The sequence below is a fragment of the Salinicola salarius genome (genome assembly GCF_002179555.1).
GTDB classification, from domain to species: Bacteria; Pseudomonadota; Gammaproteobacteria; order Pseudomonadales; family Halomonadaceae; genus Salinicola; species Salinicola salarius_A.
In genome coordinates this window covers 108,671-123,789 of sequence record NZ_NHOU01000003.1, presented here as the reverse complement: position 1 = coordinate 123,789, position 15,119 = coordinate 108,671, and the positions used below count along the sequence as shown (strand labels likewise).

Annotated in this window: 13 protein-coding genes; 9 read left to right on the top strand and 4 right to left on the bottom strand. The window is 63.3% G+C overall.

Features of this window, described 5'->3' with window-relative positions; translation table 11 throughout:
* Positions 1 to 76 precede the first annotated feature (76 nt).
* Both CCD76_RS03810 and CCD76_RS03805 read left to right on the top strand, forming a co-directional pair.
* Positions 77 to 1,087: a hypothetical protein gene (locus CCD76_RS03810; protein WP_256961087.1), complete on the top strand. Its 1,011-nt coding sequence runs from the start codon at positions 77 to 79 to the stop codon at positions 1,085 to 1,087.
* Between the two features lies 1 nt (position 1,088).
* Positions 1,089 to 1,835 carry an HIRAN domain-containing protein gene (locus CCD76_RS03805; RefSeq protein WP_087718225.1) on the top strand — a complete coding sequence of 249 codons (747 nt, stop codon included), beginning with the start codon at positions 1,089 to 1,091 and terminating at the stop codon, positions 1,833 to 1,835.
* Between the two features lie 80 nt (positions 1,836 to 1,915).
* Here CCD76_RS03805 and CCD76_RS03800 read toward each other — a convergent pair whose 3' ends face one another.
* The 3 genes from CCD76_RS03800 to ehuR form a co-directional block, all read right to left on the bottom strand.
* A complete protein-coding gene (locus CCD76_RS03800) occupies positions 1,916 to 2,131 on the bottom strand; it encodes a hypothetical protein (RefSeq protein WP_087718220.1) in 216 nt (71 codons plus the stop codon).
* 130 nt (positions 2,132 to 2,261) lie between these two features.
* Positions 2,262 to 3,203: a 2-hydroxyacid dehydrogenase gene (locus CCD76_RS03795; RefSeq protein WP_087718218.1), complete on the bottom strand. Its 942-nt coding sequence runs from the start codon at positions 3,201 to 3,203 to the stop codon at positions 2,262 to 2,264.
* Between the two features lie 80 nt (positions 3,204 to 3,283).
* Complete coding sequence (gene ehuR, locus CCD76_RS03790) at positions 3,284 to 4,690, bottom strand: MocR-like ectoine utilization transcription factor EhuR (protein WP_087718217.1); 1,407 nt, start codon at positions 4,688 to 4,690, stop codon at positions 3,284 to 3,286.
* 196 nt (positions 4,691 to 4,886) lie between these two features.
* On the opposite strand from ehuR, the gene doeA reads away from it, so the two are divergent.
* From doeA to CCD76_RS03755, 7 genes are all read left to right on the top strand, one after another.
* Positions 4,887 to 6,086 carry an ectoine hydrolase DoeA gene (gene doeA / locus CCD76_RS03785; RefSeq protein ID WP_087718216.1) on the top strand — a complete coding sequence of 400 codons (1,200 nt, stop codon included), beginning with the start codon at positions 4,887 to 4,889 and terminating at the stop codon, positions 6,084 to 6,086.
* A 204-nt stretch (positions 6,087 to 6,290) separates the two neighbouring features.
* On the top strand, positions 6,291 to 7,361 hold the full coding sequence (doeB, locus tag CCD76_RS03780) for a N(2)-acetyl-L-2,4-diaminobutanoate deacetylase DoeB (RefSeq protein WP_087718214.1): 1,071 nt from the start codon (positions 6,291 to 6,293) through the stop codon (positions 7,359 to 7,361).
* Positions 7,358 to 7,840: an Lrp/AsnC family transcriptional regulator gene (locus CCD76_RS03775; RefSeq protein WP_087718213.1), complete on the top strand. Its 483-nt coding sequence runs from the start codon at positions 7,358 to 7,360 to the stop codon at positions 7,838 to 7,840. Before doeB ends, CCD76_RS03775 begins: the two co-directional genes overlap by 4 nt.
* Positions 7,841 to 8,096: 256 nt before the next feature.
* Complete coding sequence (locus tag CCD76_RS03770) at positions 8,097 to 9,560, top strand: NAD-dependent succinate-semialdehyde dehydrogenase (protein ID WP_087718212.1); 1,464 nt, start codon at positions 8,097 to 8,099, stop codon at positions 9,558 to 9,560.
* Positions 9,561 to 9,902: 342 nt separating this feature from the next.
* Positions 9,903 to 11,303 carry an aminotransferase gene (locus tag CCD76_RS03765; protein WP_087718211.1) on the top strand — a complete coding sequence of 467 codons (1,401 nt, stop codon included), beginning with the start codon at positions 9,903 to 9,905 and terminating at the stop codon, positions 11,301 to 11,303.
* A gap of 102 nt (positions 11,304 to 11,405) precedes the next feature.
* Entirely contained in the window at positions 11,406 to 12,392 is a 987-nt protein-coding gene (gene eutB, locus CCD76_RS03760) for a hydroxyectoine utilization dehydratase EutB (protein WP_087718209.1), read from the top strand.
* 50 nt (positions 12,393 to 12,442) lie between these two features.
* Positions 12,443 to 13,390, top strand: a complete 948-nt coding sequence (locus CCD76_RS03755; protein WP_087718208.1) for a cyclodeaminase — start codon at positions 12,443 to 12,445, stop codon at positions 13,388 to 13,390.
* A gap of 51 nt (positions 13,391 to 13,441) precedes the next feature.
* Here the strand turns inward: CCD76_RS03755 and zwf are convergent, their stop codons facing one another.
* A complete protein-coding gene (gene zwf / locus CCD76_RS03750; protein ID WP_087718207.1) occupies positions 13,442 to 15,043 on the bottom strand; it encodes a glucose-6-phosphate dehydrogenase in 1,602 nt (533 codons plus the stop codon).
* Positions 15,044 to 15,119: the final 76 nt, after the last annotated feature.

The following is a 15,119-nucleotide window of genomic DNA, read 5'->3' as shown; positions in this document are numbered from 1 at the left end:
GGCGAATGGACTCATGTGGATGCCATCGTAATGTTAATTCGCGTTACTGTATGCAAGAGGCGGAATGGAGCATGCAATGACGGAGAGCAAGTGCCTGATAGATCGTGACGGGGTTGATCAAGGGCCAGATCAGATTATCGATATCGCGGACTGGCCGATGTACGGGGACTACGAAGTTTACCCAGTAGGCGCCCGGGATAAGTCGTTGCTAATTTCTCCGGATCCTGCCCCTCATACCTTCTGTCTGCCAGGGCATCGCTATCTGTTCAAAGAAGCGATCAAAAGCGTCAAGAATCCTGGGCAGCCACGGCATCCTGACCAGTACTGGGCCGAGGTCATCGCTTTTCGTATCGGGCGGTTCATGGGACTGACGCTGCCGCCAGTATTCGTAGCAATCGACTCATCGAGAGACGAGCCTGGCACGATCAACGAGTGGTTCATGGGCTATCCGGATAGCGGAGAGGAGCGCCACGTCCCAGGCGGTGACTATATGCAACGCTTGATTCCTGGTTATGACCGCGAAAAGGGGCGTGAGCACAATCTATCCACCATCCTCTCCCTCAGCCGGGCATTGGCACGCACTGGCACGCTCACTCATGATTGGGAGATATATTGGGGGTTGTGTTTATGCTTCGATGCACTGATTGGCAATACGGACCGTCATCAGGAAAATTGGGGATTGATATGGCGTGACAATGGCTCGACCGGGCGTTTCACACCATACTTCGATAATGGCACCAGCCTTGGTCATGAGTTGCAGCCGCAGAAGATGGGGCGCATGATGCGCGACCCCAATGAGCTCGATGCCTATCTGAACCGGGGGCGGCACCAGATGCGTTGGTCCAGAAGTGAACCGTCGCGACTACCGCTGATCGAAGGCGTGGAGCGCTACTGTCGCCGCTATCCGGCTGTGAAGCCGGTCCTGATAGAACGTCTGCGCGGATGGAGTCATGAGTCATTGAAAGCGATGCTTCATGAATTGATGCTTTTCGACATGCCTCATCCTTTGACCGAGCAACGTGCCGAATTCGTTACTTTACTGACCTCAACGAGGAGAGAGCGCCTGCTTCAGGCTCTGGAGAACTGACATGAATCGTCTAATCGAACATCTGGTAGAACCGCAACGCTTGCTGCTGTGTTGGCAGGCGCGTGAGAGCAAGAACCGCTCTCGCTACTGCGTGGGCCAGTTGGTCAAGCATGGCGATGACGTCTGGCTTCAGTACGGCATGGATGAACAGGATATGGCCGAGGCCATTGAAATGGGATTCCAGGGTTATCCAGCATTCCCTCTGAACCGGGCAGAACATCGGCATCATGTTCTTGACGCTTTCATGCGGCGTTTACCGCCGCGTAGTCGGCGAGACTTCGGTCGTTATCTCGAACTGCGCGGCATTCCGCCGGATGCTGACATCAGTGACTTCGGTCTGCTGGGGTACACAGGCGCAAAATTGCCCAACGATGGGTTCGAGCTGGTACACCCCTTCGACAACGCACCCGCAGCCTTTGAGATGCTGCTGGAAGTGGCCGGTTTTCGGCACGAGACACAGATAGCGGTTTCTCAGCTTCAGACAGGCGAGCCAGTTCGATTCGTTCCCGAGCCTGACAATACTTATGACCGCCTGGCTATCCGTATTGAGGCCCAGGGACACAAGCTGGGTTATGTGCCGCGCGGGCAGCTTGAACTGCTGCACCGAATGATAGGTCAGGGTGCGGGTCTGGAAGGCATGATTTTTCGTATCAACGGCACCGATGACCGCCCCCTCGTCTATGTATTGACGAGCGTCACCCGAGATCAGTCGGCTATACCGAAAACCACCCAGCGGCTGAAAGCCTAACCAGTCGCCAGCCGTTTATAGCTAGTTCATTGCCATTCCCGATTGGCCCTCGCTTTCGTGAGGGCCAATTTGTATGGCGGTTACTGACTCGTGGCGTTGGCTACCACCGCCTCGGCTAGCCGGGTGCGGGGCTCACCGGCTTCACCCAAGCGGGCCTTGAGCTGGTCGCAGAGGGCCATTAGCCCGTCGACTTTTTTGACGATGCGATATCGTTCATTTTCAGGAGGAGCTGGCTCAAGAGCCGGCGTGATGAACCTGGTACCGATATCGCGTTCGGTAAGCGTCTTCTTGTTCACCGCATCCCTCGCAGACGAGTAGCCCAGCCGGTTGTAAATCCGACTTTACGTTCTGAAACAGAGGCTATCATCGTCTTTGGGTGAAATCAGGTGGCCCGGCCGAAAATGGCGATGCCGGCTCCCGTCTCGCTCAATACCCCGCTTCGGGATCGATGGTTTCGACCGCCTTGCCTTTCGACATCGCGTCCAGCGCGTCGGCGACCTGGTCGGCGGCGGCGCCGATCGGCGTCGGCCCGGCCATGTGCGGGGTGATCAGGATGCGGGGGTGGCGCCATAGCGGGCTGTCCGCTGCCAGCGGTTCGTTGGGGAAGGCGTCCAGCAGCGCGCCGCGCAGGCGACCTTCGGACACTCCATCGCGCTCTCCATAACCCAGTGCTTCGAGCAGGGCGGGCTCGTCGATCAGGGTGCCGCGACCGGGGTTGATCAGGCTGGCGCCGACGGGGAGCTTGGCCAGGTTGTCGCGGTTGATGATGTGGCGCGTCGCGGGCGTGTCCGGCAGCAGGGTAACCAGCGTCTTGACCTGGTGCAGCAGGGTATCGAGCCCGTCGTCGCCGTGATGGCAACTGATCCCGTCGATCCGTTTGGGCGAGCGGCTCCAGCCGTGAACGGGATAGCCGTCGGCGGCGAGCATCTTCGCGACACGGGTGCCGATCGCGCCGAGGCCCAGCACGCCGATGGGCCAGTCGGGCTTGTCGATCACCGGCACTTCCCGCCATTCGCTCGTCGCCTGTTGTCGGCGATAGCGGTCGAAGTCGCGCTGGAAATGCAGCACGCCGTAGCGGGTGTAGTCACCGATCAGTTCGCCCATGCCGGCGTCGCGCAGCTTGACGATGGGGATCTCGCGGGGCAGCGATGGGTTCTGCAGCAAGGCGTCCACTCCGGCGCCCAGGTTGACGACGCCCTTGAGCACCGTCTGCTCGTCGAAGACCGAGGCCGGCGGTTTCCAGGCGACCAGGTAATCCACCTGTGGGTTGCCGCTGTCCGCCGCGACGTGGAACTCGGCATTCGGCAGGCGTTCGAGCAGGATGTCACGCCATTGCTCGGCGTCGTTGTGGTAGATCAGGACTCGCATCTGGGCTCCGTCGCCGTTGTCTTGTTGGAGCCGGTCATCATCGCAGGTTATGGGCGGCGAAAGAAATCGCCGCTCGCAGCTCAGTACGCGATCTCCAGCATCGGCGGCGGCGCTTCGCCCAGCAACTGGCTCAGTACGTCCAACCCGCTGGAAAGCCGGGCCAGATCCGGCTCCGCTCCCAGGCTGATGCGCACGCGACGCGGCATGGCGGACTGCTCGACCAGAAACGGCTGGGCGGTGGTGATGGCGACGCCTTCCTGGCGGGCCTGCTGCTGCAGTTCCTCGGCGCGCCACGGCTCCGGCAGCGTCAGCCAGACATGCAGGCTGCTGGGGCGCGATTCGATGGTATGGCCCGCCAGCTTGCGCGCGGCCAGCGCCTGCCGTTCCGCCAGCAACTGGCGCTGCTCGTGGGCGAGCGTGTCGACCATGCCGCTGGCCAGCCAGTAATCCGCCAGTTCGAAGATCAGCGGGGTCGCCATCCAGCTGGTGGCGCGCAGGCGCGGCAGGGTGTGATGCATCTGGCCGCGCGGCACGGTGAGATAGCCGGCGCGCAGCCCGGGCACGGTCGACTTGGTCAGGCTGGTGACATGGAAACTCTGCTGGGGCAGGCGAGCGGTCAGGGACTTGAGGCCCGGCGGTTCCAGCAGCGCATGAACGTCGTCCTCGATCAGCCAGACGTCGTGACGCAGCAGGATCTCGGCCACGGCGTCGCGACGGGCGTTCTCCATGGTCGCGCCGGTGGGATTGAGCTGGGTCGGCGTCAGGCAGACGGCACGCGGCCGGAATTTCACGATGGCCGCCTCCAGCGCTTCGGGGATGACGCCCTGCTCGTCGATCGCCACGCCGTGAAGCTGGAAGCCCAGCGTGCGCGCCAGCGCGATCAGGCCGTGGTCGGTCAGCGTCTCCGTCAGCACGACATCGCCGTGCTGGACGACCGTGGCGATCGCCAGCATCAGGCCGTGGGCGGCGCCGTTGCAGAGTAGCCGGTCGTCGGCCTCGCCGGGCACGCCGAGGCGCTCCTTGAGCCAGGCGTTGGCGCGCTCGCGCTGATGCTGCAGGCCGGCGATCGGGCGGCAGGCGCCGATCACGTCGGCGTGGGCGGTCTCGGCGAGCTCCGCCAGCGCATCGCGAAAGCGCCGATGGTGGGAAGGCGGGCAGACCGGATGCGCGATCGACAGGTCGATGGGCGCCGCATCGGTGACCGCCGCCGGGGCGCGCAGGTATTCGTTCTCGGAATCGCCTTCGGCATCGCGAATCCAGGTGCCGCTGCCGACCCGGGCCTGGACGAGGCCGCTCTTCTCGGCCTGTTCGTAGGCGCGGGAAACCGTCTGCACGCTGACGCCCAGCGTCTCGGCGAGCTCGCGGTGCGTGGGCAGGCGCATACCGGGAGACAGCACGCCGTGGCGGACCGCTTCGGCGAGGGCGCGGGCGATGGAAAGATATTTGGGGCCGTGGCCGCCGAGGAAGGGCGTCAGATCGATTGTCATGATGCAATAAAGCCTTTGACGGCACGCTGAGCGACGATGCTACTATCGTCCTCGATGCATTGACCGATAATTGTCATGAATGTTGATAGTTAAATCATGACAATTTCACACCCGGTCGGCAAGCGGCAGGACACCCGGCACGATCCCCTCGACCGCCGATGTCCCTACAATTTGGTCCCGTTAGTCGAGTGGCTCCATGTTTCAGGTTTCTTTACCTTTCTCGCGTGAAGAGTACGCCAGTCGTTTGCACAAAGTGCGCGTTTCCATGGCGAGCCGCGGAATCGATGTTCTCGTCGTCAGCGATCCCTCCAACATGGGATGGCTGACGGGTTACGACGGTTGGTCGTTCTATGTGCATCAGTGTGTGCTGGTGGGCCTGGAAGGCGAGCCGGTCTGGTACGGCCGGCGTCAGGATGCCAACGGCGCCTGGCGCACCTGCTGGATGGACGCCGAACGCGTGCGCTACTACCCGGATTACTACGTCCAGAACCCGGACATGCATCCGATGGAATATCTGGCCCAGTCGGTGCTGCCGGAGTATGGCTGGCATACCGGCAATGTCGGGCTGGAGATGGACAACTACTACTTCTCGGGCAAGGCCTACGTCAGCCTGCTCAAGGAGTTGCCACACGCCCAGCTGATCGATGCCACGGCGCTGGTCAACTGGTGCCGTGCGATCAAGTCGCCGCAGGAGATCGCCTACATGCGCACGGCGGCGCGAATCGTCGAGTGCATGCATACGCGCATCATCGAGATGATCGAGCCCGGCCTTGCCAAGAGCAAGCTGGTTTCCGAGATCTACCGGGTCGGCACCGAGGGCTGGACCGACGAGCACGGCAAGGTCCACGGCGGCGATTATCCGGCGATCGTGCCGCTGCTGCCGACCGGCAGCGACGCCGCCGCGCCGCACCTGACCTGGGACGACACCCCGTTTCGCAAGGGCGAAGGGACGTTCTTCGAGATCGCCGGCTGCTACAAGCGCTACCACGCGCCGCTGTCGCGAACCGTCTTCCTCGGCAAACCTCCGCAGGACTTCATACGCGGTGAATCGGCCCTGCTCGAAGGGATCGAGAACGGCCTGGCGGTGGCCAAGCCCGGCAACCGATGCGCCGATATCGCGCTGGCGCTGGGCGCGGCGATGGACAAGTACGGCTTCGACCGGGGCGGCGCGCGCTGCGGCTATCCGATCGGGATCAGCTATCCGCCGGATTGGGGCGAGCGCACCATGAGTCTGCGTCCCTCCGACGAGACGATCCTCGAACCCGGCATGACCTTCCACTTCATGCCTGGCATGTGGATGGACGACTGGGGGCTCGAGATCACCGAAAGCATCCTGATCACCGAGAACGGTGCCGAGCCGCTGTGCAATTTTCCGCGCCAGCTGTTCGTCAAGTAAGACGCGTCAGCTGTTCGTCAAACAAGAACGTGCCGGGCGTCCGTGAAAGTCGATCGTTCGTGAAAGTCGATCGTGGAACAAGGCCAAACAGCGGGCCTGGAGCCCGCCACGAATCCGGCTCGCCCGGCTATTTTGCTACCTTTCAATGACGCGCCTGCAGCGATCCGCCAGGGCGCGTCATCCGCTTCATTGAGGAGAGTTCGCATGTCCGCAACCCTGCGTCCCAGCCCGATCAGCGCCACCGTCGACTTCGATGCCCAGGGCGTTCAGCACGGTTTTCTCAAGCTGCCGATCTCGGTCGACGAGTCGGCCTGGGGCGCGGTGATGATCCCGATCACCGTGGTCGCCAACGGCGAAGGTCCGACGGCGCTGCTGACCGGCGGCAACCACGGCGACGAGTACGAAGGCATCACCTCGCTGCTCAAGCTCGCCAGCACGCTCGAGGCGAAGGACGTGCGCGGTCGCGTGATCATCGTGCCGATGATGAACACGCCGGCGGCGGAAGCGGGCAAGCGGACCTCGCCGCTGGATGGCGGCAACCTCAATCGCAGCTTCCCCGGCGATCCCAACGGCGGCGTCACCTCACAGATCGCCGACTACTTCAATCGGGTTCTGGTGCCGATGTGCGACGTGGCGCTGGACCTGCACTCCGGCGGCCGCACGCTGGATATCGTGCCGTTTGCCGCCGCCCACCGGCTCGACGATCTCGCCCAGGAGAACGCGAGCCTGGCCGGTGCGGTCGCCTTCGGTGCGCCCTACGCGATGATGATGTTCGAACTCGACGCCACCAAGCTCTATGACACGGCGGTGGAGTCTCAGGGCAAGACCTTCGTCACCACCGAGCTGGGTGGCGGCGGCACCTCGACGCCGGAAAGCCTGGCCATCACCGAGCGCGGCGTGCGGAACTTTCTGTTGCACTATGGTTTATTGAAGACGGGTTTAATCGAGGGCGAGATCGAGAAGCCAACGGAGCCGATGATCTACGTCGATATGCCAGATGCCAGCTGCTACGTCCAGAGCGAGCACTCCGGCCTGCTGGAACTGACGGTGTCCCTGGGTGATACGGTCGAGAAGGGCGAAGTGATCGCCCGGGTCTACGACATGACGCGCACCGGCGCCGCGCCGGTCGAATACCGCGCCCAGCGCGACGGCATCCTCATCGCCCGGCGGTTCCCGGCCAAGGTCGGGATGGGCGATACCATTGCCGTGGTGGCGGAAGTGGTCGAATCACTGGAGCGTGCGGGTTCTTTATCGGCCCCGAAGCTGGCCGAATGAAACTGGATCGTTACGACCTCAAAATCCTCGAGATCCTCAGTCGCGACGGTCGCATCACCAAGTCGCGGCTGGCGGAGGCGATCAGCCTCTCCGTCAGCCCGTGCTGGGAGCGGGTCAAGCGGCTGGAGAAAGCCGGGATCATCGAGGGCTACAGCGCTCGCATCAATCCCGACGCCATCGTCAAGCGTACGCCGGTGTGGGTGCAGATCGAGCTCAAGCAGCATAACGCCGAGAGCTTCGCCCGCTTCGAGCGCATGGTGGCGGAGACCGACGCCGTGGCCGAGTGCGTCGCGGTGGGTGGCGGCGTCGACTACCTGGTCAAGATCGCCGCCGACAGCATCGACGCCTATCAGCGCCTGATCGATGCCTGGCTCGTCTCCGATCTGGGTATCGAGCGCTACTTCACCTATATCGTCACCAAGACGGTCAAGCGCGAAGGGCCGCCGGCATTATCCGGGTCAAATGAATCGCTTGTCTGAAATCGGATGACAATGAGCCCGGCCTTGGCCGGGCTCATTGGTTCTTGCCTATATCCCGCCAAAAAAAACCGAAACTCCCCCGCCAAAAAAACCGCAACTCCTGGCCGGGCTTTCGAAAGAAAGCGTGCCGCTGATCGATCGAGACAAAAAAATTCCGCGTCGCCGAATCGATACCATGATCGTACTCGCAGGATAGGCCACTTGTTCTGCCCCACCGCCGACAGCCTTTTTTGTCCAGAGCCAAGCAGGAGGCGATATGAAACTCAACGATCCCCGGCTTTTCCGCCAGTATGCCTACGTCGATGGCAAATGGACCCACGGTAGCGAGGGCCGCGAGGAAGCGGTCGTCGATCCCGCCACCGGCGAAACCTTGGGCCATTGCGCTCTGCTGGAGGCGGCACAGATCACCGATACAGTGACGGCGGCCGAGAACGCCTTCGCCGAATGGCGGGCGATCAACGTCCACGAGCGGGCCGAGAAGCTCAACGCCTGGTATCGCCTGCTGCACGAGCACAAGGAAGACCTGGCGCTGCTGATGACCTACGAACAGGGCAAGCCGCTCAACGATTCACGGGGCGAGGTCGATTACGGCGCCAGCTTCATTCAGTGGTTCGCCGAGGAGGCCAAGCGCGCCTACGGCGTGACCATTCCCAGCCATATTCCCAACGCGGCGCTGGGCACGATCAAGGAACCCGTCGGGGTCTCGGCGATGTTCACGCCGTGGAACTTCCCGCTGGCGATGATCACCCGCAAGGCCGGTGCCGCGCTGGCGGCGGGCTGCCCGGTGATCGTCAAGCCGGCCAACGAGACGCCATACTCCGCGCTGGCACTGGCGGAGCTGGCCGAGCGGGCCGGCATCCCGGCGGGCGTGTTCAACGTCGTCACCGGTGATCCGGCAACCGTGTCCGAAGTGCTGTGCAACGACAACCGCATCCGCAATATCTCGTTCACCGGTTCGACCCGCGTCGGCAAGCTGCTGATGCGCCAGAGCTCGTCCAGCGTCAAGCGCATGTCGCTGGAGCTGGGCGGCAATGCGCCGTTCATCGTCTGCGACGACATGGACCCGGATGCCGCGGCGAAGGAAGCGGTCGCCGCCAAGTTCCAGACCGCCGGCCAGGATTGCCTCGCCGCCAATCGTATCTTCGTTCAGCGCGGCATCTACGATGCCTTCGTCGAGCGATTCGTGGCGCACATGGAGGCACTGAAGGTCGGCAACGGTCTCGAGGGCAGCGATATCGGGCCGCTGATCCACAAGCGGGCGGTGGACATGGCCAGGGGTATCGTCGAGGACGGTATCAGCAAGGGCGCGCGTCAACTGGGCGGCGCAGGCCAGGCGCCCGGCGAGAACTTCTTCATGCCGACGCTGCTGGCCGATATCACGCCGGAGATGCGCGTGTTCCGCGAGGAGACCTTCTCGCCGGTCGCGGGTGTCTGTGCGTTCGACGATGACGACGAGGTCATCCAGCTCGCCAACGATACCGAGTACGGCCTGGCCGCCTACGTCTACACCCACGACGTGCGCCGGATCTGGAAGCTGATGCGCGGGCTGGAGTACGGCATGGTCAGCGTCAACAGCGTCAAGATGACCGGCGCACCGATTCCGTTCGGTGGCGTCAAGCAGTCGGGGCTGGGGCGCGAAGGCGGCGCCGCGGGGCTCGACGAGTATCTCGATACGAAGTATTACTGTCTGGGCAATATGCCGTCGGCCAGCTCTTCTTGAGCCAGCGCGGAATCGCTGACTGCGCGAGCGAATCGCCGCGTTGCCCGATACTCGGAGTCCTCACCTATAACCCATAGGCTCCGGCTCCTGCGTGTCGTGCGCCTTGCGCTTCGCCCGCTCGCCTAGTGCTTACGCGCTGTCTCGTGAACGGCGGCGCGTTGTTCTGACGGTGTCGCGCCCGCGCGTCGCTGACATGGATAATGACCGGCTGGACGCCACTGGCCGGTCCAGAGATAACATTCTACAAGCGGGTATTACACAAGGATCGCTCCGATCGCTGCGCCCGCCCCTGAAACGCCGTCCGGACAGATGGCGGCGTTTCGTTTTGGTTAAGGAAAGGTTATGACCGATACTCGTGCCCTGATCGAAAACGATCGCCGCCACGTTTTCCATGCGTCCACCCATCTGCGCGATTACGCCCAAGGCGATGCGCCGGGGCGCGTCATCACCGGTGGCAATGGAATCTCCATCGTCGATCGCGATGGCCGCGAGATGATCGACGCCTTCGCCGGGCTCTACTGCGTCAATATCGGCTACGGGCGCACCGAGATCGCCGAGGCGATCTATGCCCAGGCCAAGGAGCTGGCGTACTACCACACTTATGTCGGCCACTCCAACGAGCCGCTGATCGCGCTCTCCGAGCGCATTGCCAAGCTCGCCGGCAACGGTCTGAACAAGGTCTACTACGGCCTCTCCGGCAGCGACGCCAACGAGACCCAGATCAAGCTGGTGCGCTACTACCACAACGTCATCGGCCAGCCGAAGAAGAAAAAGATCATCGCGCGCCAGCGTGGCTATCACGGCTCCAGCATCGCTGCCGGTTCGCTCACCGGCCTGCCGGCGTTCCACCAGCATTTCGATCTGCCGATCGACGGCGTGCTGCATACCAAGGCGCCTTACTACTATCGGCGCGAGCGTGGCGACATGAGCGAGCGCGAATTCTCCGCCTACTGCGCCGAACAGCTCGAAGCGATGATCCAGCGCGAAGGGCCGGACACCATCGGCGCCTTCATCGGCGAGCCGGTGCTGGGAACCGGCGGCATCATCCCGCCGCCGGAAGGCTACTGGGACGAGATCCAGGCCGTGCTCAAGCGCCACGATATCCTGCTGATCTGCGATGAAGTGGTCAGTGGCTTCGGCCGCCTGGGCAGCGAATTCGGCTTCCAGCACTACGGCATCCAGCCGGATCTGGTGACCATCGCCAAGGGGCTGACCAGCGCCTACCAGCCGCTTTCCGGCGTCATCGTCGGTGAACGGGTGTGGAAAGCGCTGGAAGACGGCACCGGCGAATATGGCCCGATCGGCCACGGCTGGACCTACTCCGGCCACCCGCTGGGCGCCGCCGCCGCCATGGCCAACCTGGACATCATCGAGCGCGAGAATCTGGTGGGCAACGCCGCCGAGACCGGCGCCTACTTCAACGCCCAGCTCAAGAAGACCTTCGGCGAGCATCCGCTGGTCGGCGATGTCCGCGGCGAGGGGCTGATGGCCGCACTGGAATTCGCGCCCACCAAGGGCGAGTACACGCCGTTCGAGCCGTCGCTCAAGGTCGGCGCGCGCGTTGCCGCCGCAGCGCTGGAAGAGAACCTGATCGCCCGCGCCATGCCCAACGGCGACATCCTCGGCTTCGCGCCGCCGCTGGTGATCGACCGCGGCCAGGTCGACGAAGTGATCGCCCGCGCCAAGCGTGCCATCGACAAGGTGACCGATGAGTTGACGCGTAGCGGTGATCTCAAGGGCTAAGTCGCAGCCATCGCCATATTGTCTTGATGACACGACAAGCCTGCGGCAGGGTGGAGAGATCCACTCTGCCGCACTTGTCTTACCAACCGGGATTCCCCAACGATGTCCGACCCCGTCACGCTTCATGACATCTACCTGGCCCGAAGCCGCATCGCCGGCCAGGCAATGCGCACGCCGCTGATTCTCTCCCAGAGCCTGTCGGCACGCTTCGATGCCGAGATCTATCTGAAACTCGAAACTCTGCAGCCGAGCGGGGCGTTCAAGCTCAGGGGCGCGCTCAACAAGATCGCGTCGCTCTCGCCCGAGCAGCTCGAACGCGGCGTGACCACGGCATCCACCGGCAATCACGGTCGCGCAGTGGCGTGGGCCGCGAAGCGTCTCGGTGCCCGCGCGATCATCTGCGTTTCCGAGCTGGTGCCGGCCAACAAGGTGGCCGCCATCGAGGCGCTGGGTGCCGAAGCCCGCGTGGTCGGCCGCTCTCAGGACGACGCCTTCGTCGAGGCACGACGGCTGGTGAGCGAGGAGGGCATGGCGCTGATCGAACCCTTCGACGATCCGCTGATCGCGGCCGGCCAGGGCACCATCGGGCTCGAGCTGATGGAAGATATTCCCGAGCTCGACCGGGTGCTGATCGGGCTTTCCGGTGGCGGCCTGCTGGGCGGCATCGGTCGCGCGGTGAAGGGCATCAACCCGAAGGTACGAGTCACCGGTGTGAGCATGCTCGAGGGCGCGGCGATGATCGAAAGCCTGGCTGCCGGCAAGCCCGTCGAGGTCGAGGAAGAGGCATCGCTGGCGGATTCGCTGGGCGGCGGGATCGGTCTCGACAACCGCTGCACCTTCGAGCTGGTCCGCGAGGTGATGGACGATCACCACCAGGTCTCGGAAGCGGCCATCGCCCGCGCCATGCTTCATTTCTTCGAGCAGGAGAAGATGCTGGTGGAAGGCGCCGCGGTGGTCGGGCTCGCCGCCATCGAAGAGCGCGCCATCGATATCCGTGGCGAAAAGGTGGCGCTGATCATTTCCGGTAACGGCGTCGATGCGGGAACGCTGATGCGGGCCCGTGCCATGCTCGATTATCCGGAACGCTGAAGGTCCGGACAAAAAACGAATTCGAACGAATGGAATCAGGAGCAACCTCGATGGAACTCTACAACCGCGCACAGATTCAGAACGTCGTCAGCCTCGACCGCGACGCGCTCGAGGCGGTCGAAGCCGGCTTTCGCGCGCTGGGCGAGGGCAATGTCGTCCAGCCGCCGATCCTGTCGATGGCGATCGAGGAGGCCAACGGCGAGGTCGACGTCAAGACCGCGCATATCAAGGGTAACTCGCGCTTCGCGATCAAGGTCAGCCCCGGCTTCTTCGACAACCCGAAACTGGGACTACCAAGTCTTAACGGGTTGATGATCGTGTTCTCGGCGAAGACCGGACTGGTCGAGGCGGTGCTGTTCGACGAAGGCTATCTCACCGACATCCGCACCGCGTTGGCCGGCGCCATCGCCGCCAAGCATTTATCCCGCGCCGACAGCAAGCGTGTCACCGTGCTGGGTGCCGGGTTGCAGGCGGAACTCCAGATTGCCGCGCTCAAGCTGGTACGAGATATCGACACACTGGATGTCTGGGCACGGGACGTGAAGAAGGCCGAAGCCTACGCGGCGCGGATGCAGCAAACGTACGGGCTGACCGTGGCGGTACATACCGATATCGCCGACGCCTGCCGCGAGGCGGACATCATCGTCACTACCACGCCGTCGCGCGAGCCGTTACTCTCCGGAGAGCATCTGCGCGAGGGCGTGCATGTCACCGCCATGGGCTCCGACAGCCCGGACAAGCGCGAGCTGGATACCTCCGTCATGGAGCGCGCCGATCATTTCGTCGCCGATACCCGCGCCCAGAGCGAGAACAACGGTGAACTCAAGGCCTACGCCGGCCACCAGCCGCCGTTCACCGTCAACGAGCTGGGCAAGGTGATCGCGTCCGGCAAGAGCCTGCGCACGGCGGACTCGCAGATCACCGTCTGCGATCTCACCGGTACCGGCGTGCAGGACACCGCCATCGCCGGATTCGCGCTGGGCCGGCTGGTGTCGTGAGACGTTCGAAAGACGTGTGAAGCGCTCGGCGGTTTCGCCGAGCGCGGAGTCTCATGAAGGCGACTTCTCGCCACGCTTCGGCACCGGTGCCACGCCAGGGCCGGTGGGCTCGCCGACCTTGTGCCACAGGCGGCCGTCGCGCTGGATCAATTCATGGGCGCCGCTGGGGCCGTCGGTGCCTGCGGCATAACCTTCGATGCCCGGTTCTCCGCTCCCCGATTCGCGGGACCAGGCTTTCAGAAACGGCTGCACGGCGCGCCAGCCGTTCTCGATGGTATCCGCACGCTGGAACAGCATCTGGTCGCCGGTCAGGCAGTCGTAGATCAATGTCTCGTAGCCGGTGACCGCCGGCAGGTCGAAGAAATCCTTGTAGGCAAAGCCCATCTTGACGGTGTCCATTTCCAGCTCGGGGCCGGGCCGCTTGGCCTGGAAGTCGAACCACATGCCTTCGTTGGGCTGGATCTGGATGATCAGCCAGTTGGAGGCCATCCGCTCCACGTCGGTGTTGCGAAACTGCGCGTAGGGCGCCGGCTTGAAGCAGATCGCGATCTCGGTGTCCCGCGCGCTCATGCGCTTGCCGGTACGCAGATAGAACGGCACGCCGATCCAGCGCCAGTTGTCGACCATCACTTTCATGGCGACGAACGTTTCCGTCTGGCTGTCGGCGTCGACACCTTTCTCCTCGAGGTAGCCGGGCACCTGGCGGTCGCCGAGCGTGCCAGCCTCGTAGCGTCCGCGCGCCGAATTGTGGGCAGCTTCCTCCGTCGTCCATGGGCGAATGGCGCCCAGCACCTTCGATTTCTCGCTGCGCAGGGCATCCGCGCCGAACGCGGCCGGGGGTTCGATGGCGACCATGGCGAGCAGCTGGAACAGGTGATTGGGCACCATGTCGCGCATGGCCCCGGCCTTGTCGTAGAAGGCGGCCCGCTCCTCGACGCCGACCGTCTCCGCGGCGGTGATCTGGATGTGGTCGATGTAGTGGTTGTTCCAGAACGGCTCGAACAGCACGTTGGCGAAACGGGCGACGAGGATGTTCTGAACCGTCTCCTTGCCGAGGAAATGGTCGATCCGGTAGATCTGGTCTTCCCGCATCATGTCGAGCAGCTCGGCATTCAACGCCCGGGCTGACTCGAGATCATGGCCGAACGGCTTTTCGACGATGACCCGGCGGTAGTTTCCGCCTTGCTCCGTCAGTAATCCGGTCTGGCCAAGCTGCCTTGCAATCTCGCCAAAGAAGCGGGATGCGGTCGCGCAATAGAAGATCGCATTGCCGCTGTCGGATGACGCAATCGCGTCCTCGATCTGGCGGTAAATCGCCTCGTCGGTGAAATCGCCCTGCAGATAATGGAGCCGCTGCTCGAATTCGCGCCAGCGCGATTCGTCCAGTGCGCTGCCGCGGCCTTCCGAGTGGTGATCGGCGGCCTTAGCGGCAATGAACTGCTTGAGATGGGCGCGAAATCCCGCGTCGTCATGCTCGGCGAGATCGACGCCGACGATCCGCATGTTGGAATCGATCAACTGATCCCGGTCCAGATTGTAGAGCGAAGGAATCAGCAGCCGTTTCACCAGATCACCGCCGGCACCGAAGACGAACATCGTGGTGTTGTCGGCCGCTGGCGTCTGCTCGTACTGCGCTTGCGTCGAATGGGACACGGACTTTCACCTCTTCATGTCGTTGCCGGAGCAGGTCGTCTCGTTCGACTTCATCATGGAAGACAAACCGCACGGG

Bases quoted from the DNA above. Each gene is read 5' to 3' on its own strand.
- CCD76_RS03805 (WP_087718225.1), top strand. From the start codon at position 1,089: ATGAATCGTCTAATCGAACATCTGGTAGAACCGCAACGCTTGCTGCTG.
- CCD76_RS03775 (WP_087718213.1), top strand. From the start codon at position 7,358: ATGAAACTGGATCGTTACGACCTCAAAATCCTCGAGATCCTCAGTCGC.
- CCD76_RS03810 (WP_256961087.1), top strand. From the start codon at position 77: ATGACGGAGAGCAAGTGCCTGATAGATCGTGACGGGGTTGATCAAGGG.
- eutB (WP_087718209.1), top strand. From the start codon at position 11,406: ATGTCCGACCCCGTCACGCTTCATGACATCTACCTGGCCCGAAGCCGC.
- CCD76_RS03795 (WP_087718218.1), bottom strand. From the start codon at position 3,203: ATGCGAGTCCTGATCTACCACAACGACGCCGAGCAATGGCGTGACATC.
- doeA (WP_087718216.1), top strand. From the start codon at position 4,887: ATGTTTCAGGTTTCTTTACCTTTCTCGCGTGAAGAGTACGCCAGTCGT.
- CCD76_RS03770 (WP_087718212.1), top strand. From the start codon at position 8,097: ATGAAACTCAACGATCCCCGGCTTTTCCGCCAGTATGCCTACGTCGAT.
- doeB (WP_087718214.1), top strand. From the start codon at position 6,291: ATGTCCGCAACCCTGCGTCCCAGCCCGATCAGCGCCACCGTCGACTTC.
- CCD76_RS03765 (WP_087718211.1), top strand. From the start codon at position 9,903: ATGACCGATACTCGTGCCCTGATCGAAAACGATCGCCGCCACGTTTTC.
- CCD76_RS03755 (WP_087718208.1), top strand. From the start codon at position 12,443: ATGGAACTCTACAACCGCGCACAGATTCAGAACGTCGTCAGCCTCGAC.
- ehuR (WP_087718217.1), bottom strand. From the start codon at position 4,690: ATGACAATCGATCTGACGCCCTTCCTCGGCGGCCACGGCCCCAAATAT.